This is a genomic window from Mucilaginibacter sp. SJ (assembly GCF_028993635.1).
Taxonomy (GTDB): Bacteria; Bacteroidota; Bacteroidia; order Sphingobacteriales; family Sphingobacteriaceae; genus Mucilaginibacter.
The window spans coordinates 2,214,591-2,229,771 of sequence record NZ_CP118631.1 but is presented as its reverse complement, the minus strand read 5'-3'; the positions used below and the strand labels follow the sequence as shown (position 1 = coordinate 2,229,771).

At 42.9% G+C, this 15,181-nt stretch carries 14 protein-coding genes; 7 read left to right on the top strand and 7 right to left on the bottom strand.

Translation table 11 applies throughout. The features are described 5' to 3' along the window. Nucleotides 1-105: 105 nt before the first annotated feature. Entirely contained in the window at nucleotides 106-654 is a 549-nt protein-coding gene (locus MusilaSJ_RS08995; protein WP_274989654.1) for an inclusion body family protein, read from the top strand. 103 nt (nucleotides 655-757) lie between these two features. Here the strand turns inward: MusilaSJ_RS08995 and MusilaSJ_RS08990 are convergent, their stop codons facing one another. Further along, the gene (locus MusilaSJ_RS08990) at nucleotides 758-1,918 is read right to left on the bottom strand and encodes a hypothetical protein (RefSeq protein WP_274989653.1); all 1,161 of its coding nucleotides are present in this window, start codon (nucleotides 1,916-1,918) and stop codon (nucleotides 758-760) included. A 314-nt stretch (nucleotides 1,919-2,232) separates the two neighbouring features. Between MusilaSJ_RS08990 and MusilaSJ_RS08985 the strand changes: the two genes are divergently transcribed. The 3 genes from MusilaSJ_RS08985 (at nucleotide 2,233) to MusilaSJ_RS08975 (ending at nucleotide 6,903) form a co-directional block, all read left to right on the top strand. Beyond that, on the top strand, nucleotides 2,233-4,731 hold the full coding sequence (locus MusilaSJ_RS08985) for a glycoside hydrolase family 9 protein (protein WP_274989652.1): 2,499 nt from the start codon (nucleotides 2,233-2,235) through the stop codon (nucleotides 4,729-4,731). A gap of 3 nt (nucleotides 4,732-4,734) precedes the next feature. Continuing rightward, nucleotides 4,735-6,321, top strand: a complete 1,587-nt coding sequence (locus MusilaSJ_RS08980) for an AGE family epimerase/isomerase (protein WP_274989651.1) — start codon at nucleotides 4,735-4,737, stop codon at nucleotides 6,319-6,321. A 216-nt stretch (nucleotides 6,322-6,537) separates the two neighbouring features. Continuing rightward, the gene (locus MusilaSJ_RS08975) at nucleotides 6,538-6,903 is read left to right on the top strand and encodes a hypothetical protein (RefSeq protein ID WP_274989650.1); all 366 of its coding nucleotides are present in this window, start codon (nucleotides 6,538-6,540) and stop codon (nucleotides 6,901-6,903) included. Between the two features lie 160 nt (nucleotides 6,904-7,063). Here MusilaSJ_RS08975 and MusilaSJ_RS08970 read toward each other — a convergent pair whose 3' ends face one another. Then, nucleotides 7,064-7,483, bottom strand: coding sequence for an OsmC family peroxiredoxin (locus tag MusilaSJ_RS08970; protein ID WP_090523343.1), 420 nt, complete (start codon nucleotides 7,481-7,483; stop codon nucleotides 7,064-7,066). Nucleotides 7,484-7,594: 111 nt separating this feature from the next. Beyond that, nucleotides 7,595-8,665: an NADH:flavin oxidoreductase/NADH oxidase gene (locus MusilaSJ_RS08965; protein WP_274989649.1), complete on the bottom strand. Its 1,071-nt coding sequence runs from the start codon at nucleotides 8,663-8,665 to the stop codon at nucleotides 7,595-7,597. A gap of 204 nt (nucleotides 8,666-8,869) precedes the next feature. Here MusilaSJ_RS08965 and MusilaSJ_RS08960 point away from each other — a divergent pair, with 204 nt between their 5' ends. Continuing rightward, nucleotides 8,870-9,406 carry a GNAT family N-acetyltransferase gene (locus MusilaSJ_RS08960; protein ID WP_274989648.1) on the top strand — a complete coding sequence of 179 codons (537 nt, stop codon included), beginning with the start codon at nucleotides 8,870-8,872 and terminating at the stop codon, nucleotides 9,404-9,406. A 97-nt stretch (nucleotides 9,407-9,503) separates the two neighbouring features. Then, nucleotides 9,504-10,037 (top strand): hypothetical protein, encoded by a 534-nt coding sequence (locus tag MusilaSJ_RS08955; RefSeq protein WP_274989647.1) that lies wholly within the window; start codon nucleotides 9,504-9,506, stop codon nucleotides 10,035-10,037. A 302-nt stretch (nucleotides 10,038-10,339) separates the two neighbouring features. Here MusilaSJ_RS08955 and MusilaSJ_RS08950 read toward each other — a convergent pair whose 3' ends face one another. The 4 genes from MusilaSJ_RS08950 to MusilaSJ_RS08935 all read right to left on the bottom strand — a co-directional run bounded on the left by MusilaSJ_RS08950 (nucleotide 10,340) and on the right by MusilaSJ_RS08935 (nucleotide 14,597). Beyond that, nucleotides 10,340-11,227 carry an alpha/beta hydrolase gene (locus tag MusilaSJ_RS08950; protein ID WP_274989646.1) on the bottom strand — a complete coding sequence of 296 codons (888 nt, stop codon included), beginning with the start codon at nucleotides 11,225-11,227 and terminating at the stop codon, nucleotides 10,340-10,342. Nucleotides 11,228-11,288: 61 nt separating this feature from the next. After that, nucleotides 11,289-12,173 (bottom strand): alpha/beta hydrolase, encoded by an 885-nt coding sequence (locus MusilaSJ_RS08945; protein ID WP_274989645.1) that lies wholly within the window; start codon nucleotides 12,171-12,173, stop codon nucleotides 11,289-11,291. A gap of 18 nt (nucleotides 12,174-12,191) precedes the next feature. Next, nucleotides 12,192-13,154 carry an MBL fold metallo-hydrolase gene (locus MusilaSJ_RS08940; RefSeq protein WP_274989644.1) on the bottom strand — a complete coding sequence of 321 codons (963 nt, stop codon included), beginning with the start codon at nucleotides 13,152-13,154 and terminating at the stop codon, nucleotides 12,192-12,194. A gap of 348 nt (nucleotides 13,155-13,502) precedes the next feature. Then, nucleotides 13,503-14,597: an AI-2E family transporter gene (locus MusilaSJ_RS08935; protein WP_274989643.1), complete on the bottom strand. Its 1,095-nt coding sequence runs from the start codon at nucleotides 14,595-14,597 to the stop codon at nucleotides 13,503-13,505. A gap of 327 nt (nucleotides 14,598-14,924) precedes the next feature. On the opposite strand from MusilaSJ_RS08935, the gene MusilaSJ_RS08930 reads away from it, so the two are divergent. Then, nucleotides 14,925-15,101: a DUF6496 domain-containing protein gene (locus MusilaSJ_RS08930; RefSeq protein WP_167516215.1), complete on the top strand. Its 177-nt coding sequence runs from the start codon at nucleotides 14,925-14,927 to the stop codon at nucleotides 15,099-15,101. Nucleotides 15,102-15,181: the final 80 nt, after the last annotated feature.

Below are 15,181 nucleotides of genomic sequence, written 5' to 3'. Positions count from 1 at the left end.
ACCGGTTAAGAAGCGCTTCGGTCTTTTTCGCTCTGATCACAGGAGCTAACCCGAAAATCCTTTAAAGAGTAGGGGCATTTATTTATCCTAATAACCCTTTTAGTCATGGCAATTAACAGTGAATTTCTCTCCACCTCGCAGGAGATCATCAACATCCAGGTAGTTATCGATACCGATGCAATTACTACCGATTATCCAAACCCAAGCCAGGATCCTAACAATCCTACAGGCTTGCCTCATAACTATATGTATATGGTTGCAACCCGTGGTAATACTATTACAGGTTCGGGCGGGGCCGACCTTAACATCAAAGCTGATGTAGGTGACGTTATACGCTGGTATGCAGTATCGGAGTATGGTAATTTTGATTCGGCCGTGGTTATTTACAAATTAGCATGGTATGCACAAGATGTGGTATTTGATGGTGAAACCTTCAGTGTATACAACCGCACAGGTATTTTACCAACTAATGGTACTGCACTTCCTGTTGGGTTCTCAGACCAATATTTTTGGTTTAACCAGGCTACCGTAATTAGCAAAGGCACCGAACAATACAACGTTCAGTTTGCACTTTATGTACGCCAAAGAGGTGTTAACGATCCGGTATTATTTGGTTACTATTACTGGGATCCAACCGTTACCGTACAAAGCTAACCAAGCTTAAACCCCAATTAAAAGAACAGGCACAGGCCCGGTTTGTCATCATATGATACCGGACTTGTGCCTGATTTGCATTAAACGGCTTTAAAACGCTTTTTTATTTTGTTTTACCCCCACTTCCTTTATTGTCATCTCCTTCGGGTTGGTCGGTTGGTTTTTCATTTCCAACGGTAGTTGAATCATGTTGCTCTGTTGGCTGGTCTTTGGTTGGTTCGGTAGCTTTTAAGCCGGCATAAGTGCCTGCGCTAATACCCATCATCAGCAATATATTGTTATCAAAATCGGGAAGCAGGTTTGATGATACGGTTTTTTGTATAAAGATTAGCCCGAACAAGATATTGAACAGCACGTTTTGCAGGCGCTGGATATTGATACTGCTCCTGTCGGATAGGATATCGTGAAAAAAGCCTTCACTATGGGCTTTGGGATCAATCTCCGTTTTTGTTTTTTGGTCGTTTTCGATAACCTTTCCCGTAGCCATAGTTGCAGCACTAATGCCCAGGATAGCCAGCAGTGAACCTGGGATATCAGGAAGGGCTCCCGTTTCATTACATATGTACAGGTAAGTGACCGAAAAAATGACCGTCCAATACAGAAGTTGTGTGCGGCTCAGGCTGTAGTATAAATTGCTGTCGTCTTTTAAAATATTGTTTTTTAAGCCCATGGCCAGGAAACCGGCCATAATAACGGCCATTATCCATACCCAAACCCGGCTTATTTTCTGTTTAACCTCAAGTTGTGTTTTTACTACCCCCCGGGTTATATACCCTTTTGAGTTACCCACCGAAAAGTACACAGGGATGCGGGCTTTGTCAATAGCTTTACTGGCTAAAAAATCAACAGCCAGGTTTTGTACAGATGTATCTACCCTGAAATAAGCTATTTTTTCAAAGTTATTGCTATCCCAAAAGGCTGTGGTGCCAACTTTTATGCCATCAACATAAAGTGTTTTAAATGAATCTATAGGGAGCGCTGTTTTGATCTTAATGGCAATTATCTCGTTGAACTTGGCCGAGTCTTTCCGTCCGCTCAGGTTGTAAATGGTTAGTATAGAATCAGGAAGAAACGTTGCTTTAGTTACGGAATCCTTTTTACCCACAGCATTTTTTACACTATCGGGGTTTGCAGACCGGGCATGAACTGATAAGCAACTAAGTATAATAAAAGCAGTCGCGAATAGTTTAAAAACTTGTTTTTTTAAATAGGGGTTCAGTAACAGCAGTGAAGCTATTACAGCTAAGCATAACAGGAAGGCCATCGGTTTAATAATTGTTGCCTACTCTTTGATCCCTTTTTCGGCACACAGGTATTACTGGTAATCAAATTTAAATTAATTACTGAACAAAATGAATACCTAATATCAGGTATTTTAATTTTTAATTAATTGGTAATAAGTTGATTGTGTTGTTGCGAGGTGGTTTTTAATTAATAGTGATTTTTAATGTAAAATCCCTGTTATTGTATAAAATCGGCAACAAAAGGTTAATATATCATTATACTGAGCTCTTGTCACAGAGGTATTTTTAGCCATGCAATATCTTGTTGCATATTACCGGTTAACCCATTATCCTGATGAGATCTAAATTTACCTTCACTGCGATTATTACTGCCTGCTGTTTACTGCCCTGTTTTTTGTATGCACAGGTTAAGCCTGCTGCTAACTTAATGAAGCTTAACGCGCAGGAATATCTTGAATATAAGGGCGTAAACGTGATGCTTGCGCATGATTTTTATCCAGAAGGGCACCAGGGAGGGGTAGGCATTATTCAAAACGGACAGCGTGTAGCTACCAATGGTGATATCAGGCTGGAGCCAACGCCGGGTCAGTGGTCGCCTATACCTAAAGTAGGTAAGCGTGTAGTTAATAAAACTACCGGCGAGGTAAGTGTACGCATGGAGTTCCCTAACCCGGATATGAACCGCCATGGTTTCAACCCTATCATCTACCCGGACCTGAATTTTGCTTATCGTATTCGGGTGATCCCTGCGGGAAAGGCGTTCAGGATCATCGTTGATTTGGATACACCGCTACCGGATAACTGGATAGGTAAAGTGGGTTTTAACCTGGAGTTATTTCCGGGGATTTTGTTTGGCAAATCTTATTACATGGATAAACAATTTGGCATATTCCCTCAACAGGCCGATGGACAAACGTATATCGACAAAGAAGGCGAAACCCAGGTTATGCCCATGGCTGTAGGCAGAAAGCTTACTATAGCACCTGAAACCGATCTGCAGCGCATGACTATCGAAAACCTTTCGGGCGGTAACCTGCAATTGTTGGATGGCCGCGCCAGGCATAACAATGGCTGGTTTGTGGTACGTTCATTAGTGTCGAAAGGCGCGTCAAAAGATGCTATAGAATGGCTGGTAACCCCAAATGCTGTCGACGGCTGGCAATCGCAACCGGTTGTGCAGGTATCGCAGGTCGGCTATCATCCCGTGCAGCAAAAAATAGCGGTAATTGAACTGGATAAAAATGATAAAAAAATATTGCCGGTTTCGCTGCTGAGGATAGATGAAAACGGCGGACTGGTAACCACTCTAAAAGCTATGCCTAATAACTGGGGCGATTTTCTGAGGTACCACTACCTGCAATTTGATTTTACAAAGATCACCAAACCGGGTATATACATGGTGAAATATGGCGATTATCAAACGGAGCCATTCCAGATCAGCACCGATGTGTTTAAAAACGATGTATGGCAGCCAACGCTTTCATATTTCCTGCCTATACAAATGTGTCATATGCGTGTTAACGAAAAATACCGGGTATGGCACGGCTTATGCCATATGGATGATGCCCGCATGGCACCGGTTGATTCTAATCATTTCGACGGATATATCCAGGGCCATAGTACGCTCAATAAATATAAACCGGGCGATAACGTACCATTTCTTGACCGTGGTGCATGGCATGATGCAGGAGATTTTGACCTGCGGGTTGAGTCGCAGGCCGAAACAGTGCATGGGCTTACATTAGCTTATGAGGCTTTCGATGTAAAATATGATAACACAACTATCGATCAAAAGAACCGCATCGTTGAAATTCACCAGCCCGATGGTAAACCGGATATGCTGCAACAGATTGAGCATGGTTTGCTGGCCATTACCGGCGGCTACCAGGCCATGGGGCGTTTTTACCGGGGAGTTATTGAGCCAACCATCAGGCAGTATACCATTTTAGGTGATGCCGCTAACATCACCGATAACAAACCTTTTGTAACCAACGCTTCAAATACCGATCCTGTATTGAAAACTCCTGCAGCAGCTGATGACAGATGGGTATTTACGGAGGAAAACCCTGGCCGTTCGTTAGAAACAGCCGCCGCCTTGGCTGCTGCAAGCCGTGTAATGAAGGGCTATAATGATACACTTGCTAAGCAATGCCTGCAAATAGCACAGGAAGTTTGGAAAAACACACCTGACCAGACTTTGCGCCATCGTATAGCTTTGGCGGTAGAATTATTTATCGCTACAAAAGATAAAACCTATGCCGATTACCTGGTAAACAATACCGATGCGATAGCCAATAGTATTGATAACACCGGCTGGCTGGTTGGCCGCACCATGGGGTTGATCGGCGATCAAAACTATCATAACAAAATAACCGAAGCAGTAAAAAAACTATATGCTCAAATTCAGCAGCAGGGAACTAAAACCCCTTATGGAGTTCCGTACGAACCCAATATTTGGGGAGCGGGATGGGGTATCCAGAATTTTGGTTATAAACAATACTTTTTATACTCCGGTTTTCCGTCTGTTTTTAGTGATACCTATATGCTGCACGCCATTGATTTTGTGCTGGGCTGCCATCCGGGTTCCAATACAGCTTCGTTTGTATCGGGCGTGGGCTCAAAATCAATGACAACCGCGTACGGCTTTAACCGGGCCGACCGCTCATATATTCCCGGCGGTATCACATCCGGCACGGCGCTTATCCGTCCGGATTTTCCCGAACTGCTAAACTGGCCGTATTTGTGGCAGCAGGGCGAATACGTTTTGGGCGGAGGTACCACCGATTACCTGTTCCTCGTTTTAGCGGCCGATCATGTTTTAAATAAAAAGTAAGCTATGAAATTGAAGATCATTTTGCTTTCGGCTTTAATAAGCACTGCCTCGGTGGTATCTGCTCAAAATAATCAGAACGAAAAGCAGAACATAGCCCAGGAAATGCAAACATCCATGGTTAATGAACTGCTCAAGCCCTGGTACCCGGCTGCTATTGATACTGCCGATGGTGGATTTTTAAGCGCTTTCACCTACGATTTTAAGCCGACAGGCAACCAGGATAAAATGATAGTGACCCAGGCACGCCACATTTGGAGCAACAGTAAAGCTGCCGAGCTTTTTCCTGGTAAAAAATATTACATAACGGGGGCTCGTCATGGCTATGAATTTTTGAGGGATATGCTGTGGGATAAGCAATACGGGGGCTTTTACATTTTTACGGATAGACAAGGCAACCCCAAACAGGGTGGTTTTGCTCCTAAAGAAGCTTATGGCAATTCTTTTGCAATTTACGCGCTTGCAGCATATTACCAGGCCTCGGGCGATATCAGTGCATTAAATTTGGCTAAGCAAGATTTTTGGTGGCTGGAAAAACACGCCCACGATCCGGTTTATAAAGGTTACTATCAGCATATGCAGCGTGATGGAACACCAATTGTAAGGGATGCAACCATAAAATCTACTGCCGAAACGGGTTATAAAGATCAAAACTCATCCATCCACCTGCTGGAGGCATTTACTGAATTGTACAGCGTGTGGCCGGATGAATTGCTTAAAACCCGCCTGAAAGAAATGTTAATGCTGGTGCGTGATAAGATCACTAATGATAGGGGAAATCTTATCTTGTTTTTTCAACCAGATTGGACACCGGTATCCTACCGCGATTCGAGCCGCACCGTTTATAAACAGCATCATAGCCTTGATCATATTTCGTACGGGCACAATGTTGAAACGGCCTACCTCATGCTTGAGGCTTCACATGCTTTAGGTATAGAGGATGATGCCAAAACATTGCAGGTGGGCAAAAAAATGGTTGATGATGCGTTGGATAATGGCTGGGATAATAAAGTGGGCGGTTTTTACGATGAGGGCTATTACTTTAAAGATAGGCCCGGACTTACCATTACTGAGGATACCAAGAACTGGTGGGCGCAGGCCGAAGGGCTTAACACGCTGCTCATTATGGCTGCCAGGTATCCGCAGGATAAGCACCAGTACTTTGAAAAGTTTAAAACCCTGTGGCAATATACACAAACCTACCTCATTGACCATGAACACGGCGACTGGTACCAGGGCGGTATAGATAAACAACCACAGTATAAAACAGCCCTTAAAGGCCAGATATGGAAGGGAACTTACCACACTTTTCGCGCGCTGATGAACTGTGTGACGCAACTTGCCCCGGATAAAATACCACCCACTGCCCCAAAGCAGGTAAAACTGGCTAAAGCTACCGGTACCTTAAAATGGCAGGCATCTAAGGATAATAAGCGGGTATTGGGTTATAATATTTACAATAATGGCAAACGGATAGGTTTTACGCCGTTAAATTATTTTATGGTGGATAGGAGTGCGGCGGGTAAAGGCAAGCTAACAGTGAGAGCGATTGATTTGGCGGGGAATCAGTCTGGTTTAAATAAAGCTTTTTAATTTAGTAATCAAAAGCTTATGACAATGTTATCGTTAGTAGGTGAATATTCAAATGCCGTAACCCGTTTTTATTAGGACGAACTGTCTATGGCTTTTAGCTTTCTGCTTTCAGCCTTCAGCTTTTTAAAAGTGACCACGATCATTTTTTTAACGCACCATGGTCATGTTACAGGTAAGCGGTACCAGCCATCTTTGTATCATTAAAAGATAACAATCATGGCAACTTTAAAAATAAATGCTCCTGAATGGACCGCTGCAAATACCAATACCGTTAACACCGCCAATACTAAAGCCGACAACAATACCTGGAATAAGTTAATGGCCTTTGCCGATAGCCAGGCCCCTAATAAAACAGTTTGGTTCATGTTTTCACTTGTTTCACAAGGTGTGCTCTTTTTACCTGTACCTGCTTTCTTGCTGTATTATTACAATGCTCCGATAGTAGTACTGGCAATAACTCTCGTGTTATTCTTTGCCAACATCATAGCCGGCATGGGCGGCTCCGGTATCCGTACACTACTTGGTTTTTTCGCATTCAGCGTTCTGGTCCATATTACCATGTTGCTTGTATTTATGCTGTAATATAATTTATTGACCCCCTAATTTAATATGTGCTGAAAAGTCGCCGGTTTGCCGGCGGCTTTGTTATTTAAAAAAGGAGTGGATAGGGGATGGCAAGAGGTGCCAACAAAAAGGGGATCGTGCGCAGCACAATCCCCTTTTTGTATTTTGTAAAATGTAATTAAGCGTAAGTAACACTTAAAGTAATTGGCACACTCAGTGCTTTTGAAATAATGCAGTTAGCTTTTGCGCCTTCGGCAATTTCTTTGAATTGTTCTTCAGATACACCATCAATTGCTGATCCTTTTATTTCTAAATGGATGCCTGTAACTTCTAAGGCCTGCATATCAAGGTCAAGGATTGCATCGGTAGTTAAATCGTTAGGAGTAAAGCCTGCCTGGGTTAAAGCAGCGCCAACAGCCATAGTAAAGCAGCCTGCATGAGCAGCAGCTAATAATTCTTCGGGGTTAGTACCGATGCCATCGGCAAAGCGGGTTTTAAATGAATACTGGGTTTTGTTTAATACAGTGCTCTGGGTAGTGATCTCTCCCTGACCGGCCTGTAATGTACCATTCCAATGGGCATTTGCTGTACGTTTCATAGCGTGTGGTTTTATATTAGTTCATAGTTTATGGTTCATAGTTCATGGCTGGTTTTGGGGGAAATAGTTTCAGGTTTTGCTATGAACCATAAACTATTACCTATAAACCAATTAATGCCATTTAGCGCGTTCATACTGAACAGGCCATTTTATTTCCTCGCCAAGCTCATGTGCAGCGCGCAGGGCAAAATGTGGATCACGAAGCATTTCCCTTGCAAAAAACACAAGATCGGCACGTTCGTTTTCTATAATTTCGTTAGCCTGGTCCGATTTGGTGATCAAACCTACCGTACCTGTAAGTATACCGCTTTCTTTTTTAACTTTTTCGGCAAATTCAACTTGATAACCCGGCGTTAACGGAATTTTAACATTTGGTATGTTTCCGCCCGTTGAGCAGTCAATCAGGTCAACACCTTTTCCTTTTAAAATATTGGCTAATGCAACAGAATCTCCGACCGTCCAGCCGCCTTCTACCCATTCGGTTGCCGAGATCCGTACAAACAGGAGGTTCTCTTCAGGCCAAACTTCCTTAACACTTTCAATTATTTCGAGGAGTAAACGAATGCGGTTTTCAAAGCTTCCGCCATATTCGTCTGTACGTTGGTTACTGAACGGTGAAAGAAATTGATTGATCAGGTATCCGTGTGCACCATGCAATTCTATCACTTGAAAACCGGCATCAACAGCCCGTTTAGCAGCGGCTTTGAAATCGGCTTTTACTTTTTCAATACCCGCTTTATCTAAAGCTACTGGTGGCTCTTCATTTTCAAAAAAGGAAATGGCACTTGCCGAAACACTTTGCCAGCCGTTTGGCTGATTGGCAGGGACCTGTTTGCCGCCGTTCCATGGTTCCTGGTGACTTGCCTTACGCCCTGCATGGGCCAGCTGTGTGCCCGGAACAGCCCCCTGAGCCTTTATAAAATCAGTGATCTGTTTTAGTTTTTCAACATGTTCGTCTTTATATAAACCCAGGTCGGCGAAGGTAATGCGGCCTTCGGGGGATACCGCGGCGGCTTCGGTAATGATTAACCCTGCACCGCCTGTAGCAAAGCTACCAAGGTGTACCAGGTGCCAGTCGTTGGCAAAACCATCCTGGCTTGAATACTCGCACATAGGCGATACTACGATGCGGTTTTTTAGTTCGATGTTTTTTATTTTAAGGGGAGAGAATAGTGTAGACATGTTTTTTGTTTTTGCAAATATGCGTACTAACAAGCAGTGTGTATGTACTGTTTTTGTAAAATGATATTGCAGTGAGAGGAAAGAGGCGTTTTGTGCCAGGCGGAATTGTCCGAATCAGAATTACAGAATTATTCAATTTTCAGAATAAGGTCATTCTTTAATAGTGCAGGTTGTGCTATTTACTAAAACGTTACATTTACCACCATGTCTGCCATTACAACCCGCTTAGCAACTTTTAATGATATCCCCGAATTGCAGGGGCTAATCGCTCTTTCTGTCCGCGGATTAAGCACTAATTATTATAATCAGCAGCAAATTGAAAGTGCTATTAAGTACATTTTTGGAGTGGATACTCAATTGGTTACCGATGGTACTTATTATGTAGCCGAAATAGACGGCGTTACCGTAGGCTGTGGCGGCTGGAGCAAACGCAATACTCTTTACGGCGGCGATCAGCATAAAGAAATTGAAGACCCATTGCTTGATCCCAATCATGATGCTGCCAGGATCAGGGCTTTCTTTGTTCATCCGGATTATGCCCGGAGGGGTATAGGTAGTTATATCATAAAGGTTTGCGAAACTGCTGCACAAAACAACGGCTTTAAAAGCCTGCAATTAGGAGCTACACTACCCGGTGTGCCGCTTTACGAAGCTATGGGGTACAAAGCCATGGAAAATATAGATCAGCCGATGCCTGATGGGGTGGTGTTGCCTTTGGTTAAAATGTTTAAGGTTTTATAGTTATGGGTTTCATATTAAACCCTCCGTTTCAACGTTATAGCTTAGAACCAAGCCCGGAATCATGCCCAGGAAAATACTGACGGTAATAATCTTATTAATGGCTGTTACGTTAACACAGGCCCAAACTGCTGAAGATGCCTACAACAAATACCTCGACTTTAATTTGGCGCGCTTACAGGGTGAACAGGATAAGGCAATGGAATTGTCCCGGCAAATTATGCAGGATACGGCCAGGCTATCAGTCAAGGTAAAGATCAATTTTTTCAATTCACTGGCCAGGCTTTATGAAGATGATAATCAAAGTGTAAATGCGATACCCTTATACGAGCGCGTAGTTGTTGCCGAACCTGATTATTATGTGGCCCACCGGGCTTTGGGATACTTGTATCTCAAAAATATCCCCGATGCGGATAAGCCTTTGAATACCCCATCTACAGATACCGAATACATTAAGGCTGTCAAAAAAGCCCTGCCTCAATTGGAGAAGGCACAGGCCTGCGATGCTGACGACAATACTTTAGCCCTGATTAAAACGCTTTATAAAAACATAGGTGATGATGCCGGGTTGACTGGGCTGAATAACCGTTTGAAGGTTTTGAAAAAGAAGTGTGAAGATATTTTGGGTGATTAGCGACAAATTACTCCATCCAGAGTAATGCTGAGTGATTAAATCCAGGGGCCTCTGAAGGTGAAACGACAAAAGAGGGCCTGTCAGTCTGAGCCTGTCGAAGACTCGTGTGCAGAGGCTTGCCCGCCATACTTCGACGGGCTCAGTATGACACCCATTTTTTAAGTTGTCATGGGTAACTTGCTTCAACGCCGCACTCGTTATGCCTCCGGGCGTGCTGATCAAAGCGTTGACTGACCTGTGGGGGGCCGAAACAATCTTCAGAAGCCCCCAGATTTAAGGGCTATTTATTACACCCTTAAGTCCTACTTTTGCCTGAAGCTGTCGCCAATAAACGCCAGGGCATCGGTGATGCCGGTGCGCCAATAGGTCCAGTTGTGGGCTCCGTCGCGGATGCGGAATTCATGTGGCACTTTTTTTTCTGTAAGGGCTATATGCAGCAGGCTGTTCCCTTTGCTTAGCACGTCATCATCACCGCAATCTATCCAGTAGCGCACATTTTTCAGATCATCGGTTGTTTTGCTTTCTACCAATCCCAGTATGGAGTTAGCCTGCCAGGTAGCACTAAGACGTTCTTTTCCTTTAAGATCGGGGCCAAATACTTTGCTATATACATCCTTCCAGCGGGTGTCGGGTATTGCCATAAAATCATCATCGCTGCGTACCGCAGCACTCAAAGCGGCTGCTGCCGAGAACATATCGGGATGTTTAAGGCTATATACCAGTGTGCCAAATCCTCCCATGGATAAGCCCGCCACGCCGCGGTATTGTTTAGTAGTTTTTATACGGTATTCTTTTTCGATAGATGGTATAAACTCCTTAAAAAAGAAGTCCTCATAGTTTAGTTTGCCCTTGTATGCATTGATAAAGAAGCTTGTGCCCCCGTCGGGCATTACAATGATCATCGGCGGGATGGTACCATCGGCAATGGCTTTATCAGCATAGCGGTTAACTTCACCAAATTGCAGCCAGCCGGTATGATCATCCCCGTAACCATGCAGCAGGTATACTACAGGATAGGTGCGGTTTGATGTTTCATAATCGGCAGGGAGGTATACTGCGTATTTTACATTATGATTTAAAATATCGCTTTTTATATATTGCTCTTCAATCACCTTGCCGGCAGTTTGCGCAAATACATTTGCCGAAATCAGCAATAAACAAACCAGCAAAACCCTTTTTATAGTACTCATATTCTAATTTATTCAATTAATCGTCATTTGCACATCCGCATATCTGAAATCCGCGCGTCTGCTACTTTTGCCTGAAGCTATCACCAATAAATTGCAGCGCGTTGGTGATCCCTGTACGCCAGTAGGTCCAGGTGTGGGCGCCATCGCGCATGCGAAATTCATGCGGTACATTTTTTTCGGTAAGGGCAATATGCAGCAGGCAGTTGCCTTTGCTCAGAAAGTCGTCGTCGCCGCAATCTATCCAGTACCTTACAGATTTTAGCTCGTCGGTAGTTTTGATTTGCACCAGGTTTAAAACCGAATTACTTTGCCAGGCATTGTTAACCCTGTCTTTCCCCTTTAAGCCCCGGCCGTAAAGCTGTGCAAATATTTTTTCATAAGTATCATCAGGAGTGCTTACGAGCTGCTCGTCAGGAAATACAGCGGCACTTAAGGCTGCACCGGCTGCAAACAGATCGGGGTGTTTAAGTGTATAGATCAGTGTTCCGTAACCACCCATTGAAAGGCCTGCAATACCCCGATATTTTTTTTCGGCCTTGATACGCAACACCTTTTCAATATGAGGCATAAACTCTTTGATGAAAAAGTCTTCATATTTCTCCTTGCCGTCATAAGAGTTGATGTACCAGCTCGAATCGGCATTTGGCATTACAATGATCATCGGCGGGATAGTGCCATCGCTAATAGCTTTATCGGCATAGCGGTTAACCTCGCCAAATTGCAGCCAGCCGGTATGGTCGTCGGTATAGCCGTGCAGGAGGTAAACTACGGGGTAGGTGCGGTTGGCCGTTTCATAATCCGGAGGTAGATAAACTGCGTAGCTTACATTGCGCTTTAAAATTTTGCTTTTTAGGTTTTGCTCTTCAAGCACCTTGCCCTGCTGTGCAAATAAACTGAAGCTGCTTACCAGCAGCAGGAATAAAAAAACAGGTTTAAGTATTTTCATAGTATGGATGTTTCAGGTTTAAAAATTAAGAGCCTTTCCCTGTTGCGGATATACCAGGTTTAGCTGTAATTTATTGGCAGCTTTTAACTGAGCTTTGATTTTGCTGATGCTTGTCATTGGCGGCTTTAAATGAGTTACTACAATGTTTAAGCCTTTAATAGCATCTGTGCCGGTAAACGAGGCCAGTTTATCCATCTCCGTCATTAACCATTTTGGCGTAAGGTGACCGAACAATGTTTTATCCGGATGCTCATTAGGGAAAGATACCTCTATTAAAATAGCCTTTAATTTTTTGCTTTTTATCAGCGGAGCAGCGGCCTGCCACAGGTTTTGCATATTGCTGCTTTTTTCTATCTCATCGGGGCCGGTATCACCTAAATAAAGCAAATAATTGTTATTGCTATTCACCAAAAAAGCAGTACTGGTTAAATTGGAATGACTGAGCGGGAAAGCCCGGACCTTAAGCTCAGTATTTTCGATAGCTGTTTCGGTACCGGGTTCCAATACTTTATAGTGATATTTTTTCAGTGCCGGTGTTTCACCCTGGTCGGCAAAATTGGCCCAGCTTTTCCAGGTAAAATAGTGCGTCTTTATCGTTTCAATACAATCATTAAGTGCATAGATGTTTTTGGTGCTGTCCTCGGGCGAATTAATAATGAGCCCGGCAATATGGTCAAGATGTGAATGGGATATTAAATAGCCTTTAATATACTGCCTGAGCACAGTATTGGCGGGTACATTAAAGCTTTTACACGTTATGGCTTTTTCAATGCCATAATGTATTGTGCCTGCATCAAGGCAGATATAATTATTGCTGCCTTTGGGTGCGAGCATATAAGCCGATAGGTTACTTTCATCAATACCCCCCAGTACACCTAAGGATACCAGCCTGAAAGTTGAGGCCTTTGGAGTTTGTGCAACCAAAATTACAGGGAAAAGGAAAATATATAAAAATGGTAGTAATTTATACTTGAGGGTCATTTTAGGCAGATTTAGCTTTAGTATGCTACGCTACTAAATTAAGGATATGCATAAATAATCAAAGTAAAATGCTGCCTGTTTTTATGAACAGTCACATTACATAACGCGTTTTAAGGCATCGTTCACAAAAAAATTTGCGAACGGGAAGCCAAAACAGGGTGATTTTTAATGTAAGGCTGCGCCTGCGCCTGGTTTTTAAAGGCTCATTACATTTTTTACACCTGTAAATAGCGCGTGGTGTATCTCTTACAATTTCCATTGTTAGGGGGGAGCAACAGTTTCTGCAAAAATTAAAGTTCAGTTTGTTTAAACGAAAGTTTACAGGTTTAGGTTTACTTTTTTTGAGAATTATTCGGTTTTCATGGCCTTTGCAGCCGCTTTTTTATATTCATAATCGCCACCTAACAGATACCCCCATGGTTTAAGTGTTTCAATGCGGTCAAATATAATCTTGAATATGGCAATAACAGGAATAGAAAGGAACATACCCGAAAGTCCCCAGATCATTTCGCCTAAAATAATGCCTATAAAAGAGATGAGGGCATTGAGCCTAACCTTTGAACCAACTATAGTGGGCAGTAAAAAATTGGCATCAACTGCGTGAATGCCAATAACACTAACAGCCACCGCTACAGTGTTGCTGATACTGCCTGTAGCAAAAGTTATAACAGTACTTAAAAGCAAGGCAGTGAAGATCCCGATGTATGGAATAATATTAAAAAGACCTACTATAATACCCAGTAAAGCGGCATATTTTATACCTATCATCCAAAAAACAGTAATGGCTACGCCGGCTACGATCACCATTTCCAATAGCAGCCCCAATATATATTGCCTCAAAATACTTTGAATATTCTCAACAATATCCATTACCACGTGCTCGTTTTCATCTCTGAAAACCCATACTATAAAACGGATGAGCAAACGCCTGTATAACAGTATAAAAAAGGTGAAGATCATGATAAACACATAAAACAGCATGAGCGATGAGATGGCCCCGAAAGTAGTGCCCAGTACATCAGTGCCCGATTCCATAAGTTTTTTTGCAGTGTCGTCAACATAGGCCATTTGTTTGGCGGCGTTAACATGAAAAGCATGTTGGATCCATTCCTGCAGGTCTCGTATGGATTGCGTAACTTGTTTTTTAAGCATTGGCCAGTCGTTAGCCATGTTTGAGATCTGTGACCCTACCAGGTATAGGATCCCCACAACAACACCAACCAATAATAATATAGAAACCAGCGATGCCATGCTGCGGGGTAATTTCAGCTTATTTTCCAGAAAATTACAAACGGGAAGCAACAGTATGGCGAATATAAAACCAAAGATCATGGGATCAAGCAGATCTTTACCCATAATAATCAGGTAGCCGAGGGCCATAAAACCAATAAGTACTAAAGCAAGGCGTTCATAAAATGGAGCGATGAGTTTTTTTGTTGGCATATGGGGCAAATGTAGCGGGATTTATGATGGCTTAACACGTAATTATTTCAGAAGTTTGAAGATAAGTAATAATCGGGAACAGACCGGAGGAAAAATGCTAAAGGTTTAAATCATGCCGGATTGAGTAGCAGTTGCAGTTTTAAGCAAGAGCCGCAGTTTGGTGTACTTGCTATTACAGTCGTTAAAACTGCTTCCGTATATCCTGCAACTGCCGCTCAGTAACTGCTACTAAAATTGTCGCTGCTACTATTAAAAAACTACTATTCATTTTATGTTTTGGCAAATATTTTGCATTGTAATATTATCATTTACTTAAAAGGTAACATTATGGCAAAGTATTCAGAAAAAGCCGGAGAGAAGGTTGAGAAAACCATGCATGAAATGAAGGAAGGCAAGCTGAAAAGCGGCAGCGGCAAAAAAGTAACCAGTAAAAAGCAGGCAGTAGCTATAGGACTGTCCGAAGCCAGGAAAGAGGGAGCCAAAGTACCGAAGAAGAAAAGTTAATGCATCATGACCGGAAAATTTTCGGCACCTGTCGAAGTTTGATGAATTTAACCACCATACTTCGACAGGTTTTGGCCTGC

Excerpts from the sequence above, each read along its gene's own strand:
- MusilaSJ_RS08995 (WP_274989654.1), top strand. The coding sequence starts at position 106 with ATGGCAATTAACAGTGAATTTCTCTCCACCTCGCAGGAGATCATCAAC.
- MusilaSJ_RS08990 (WP_274989653.1), bottom strand. The coding sequence starts at position 1,918 with ATGGCCTTCCTGTTATGCTTAGCTGTAATAGCTTCACTGCTGTTACTG.
- MusilaSJ_RS08985 (WP_274989652.1), top strand. The coding sequence starts at position 2,233 with ATGAGATCTAAATTTACCTTCACTGCGATTATTACTGCCTGCTGTTTA.
- MusilaSJ_RS08980 (WP_274989651.1), top strand. The coding sequence starts at position 4,735 with ATGAAATTGAAGATCATTTTGCTTTCGGCTTTAATAAGCACTGCCTCG.
- MusilaSJ_RS08975 (WP_274989650.1), top strand. The coding sequence starts at position 6,538 with ATGGCAACTTTAAAAATAAATGCTCCTGAATGGACCGCTGCAAATACC.
- MusilaSJ_RS08970 (WP_090523343.1), bottom strand. The coding sequence starts at position 7,483 with ATGAAACGTACAGCAAATGCCCATTGGAATGGTACATTACAGGCCGGT.
- MusilaSJ_RS08965 (WP_274989649.1), bottom strand. The coding sequence starts at position 8,665 with ATGTCTACACTATTCTCTCCCCTTAAAATAAAAAACATCGAACTAAAA.
- MusilaSJ_RS08960 (WP_274989648.1), top strand. The coding sequence starts at position 8,870 with ATGTCTGCCATTACAACCCGCTTAGCAACTTTTAATGATATCCCCGAA.
- MusilaSJ_RS08955 (WP_274989647.1), top strand. The coding sequence starts at position 9,504 with ATGGCTGTTACGTTAACACAGGCCCAAACTGCTGAAGATGCCTACAAC.
- MusilaSJ_RS08950 (WP_274989646.1), bottom strand. The coding sequence starts at position 11,227 with ATGAGTACTATAAAAAGGGTTTTGCTGGTTTGTTTATTGCTGATTTCG.
- MusilaSJ_RS08945 (WP_274989645.1), bottom strand. The coding sequence starts at position 12,173 with ATGAAAATACTTAAACCTGTTTTTTTATTCCTGCTGCTGGTAAGCAGC.
- MusilaSJ_RS08940 (WP_274989644.1), bottom strand. The coding sequence starts at position 13,154 with ATGACCCTCAAGTATAAATTACTACCATTTTTATATATTTTCCTTTTC.
- MusilaSJ_RS08935 (WP_274989643.1), bottom strand. The coding sequence starts at position 14,597 with ATGCCAACAAAAAAACTCATCGCTCCATTTTATGAACGCCTTGCTTTA.
- MusilaSJ_RS08930 (WP_167516215.1), top strand. The coding sequence starts at position 14,925 with ATGGCAAAGTATTCAGAAAAAGCCGGAGAGAAGGTTGAGAAAACCATG.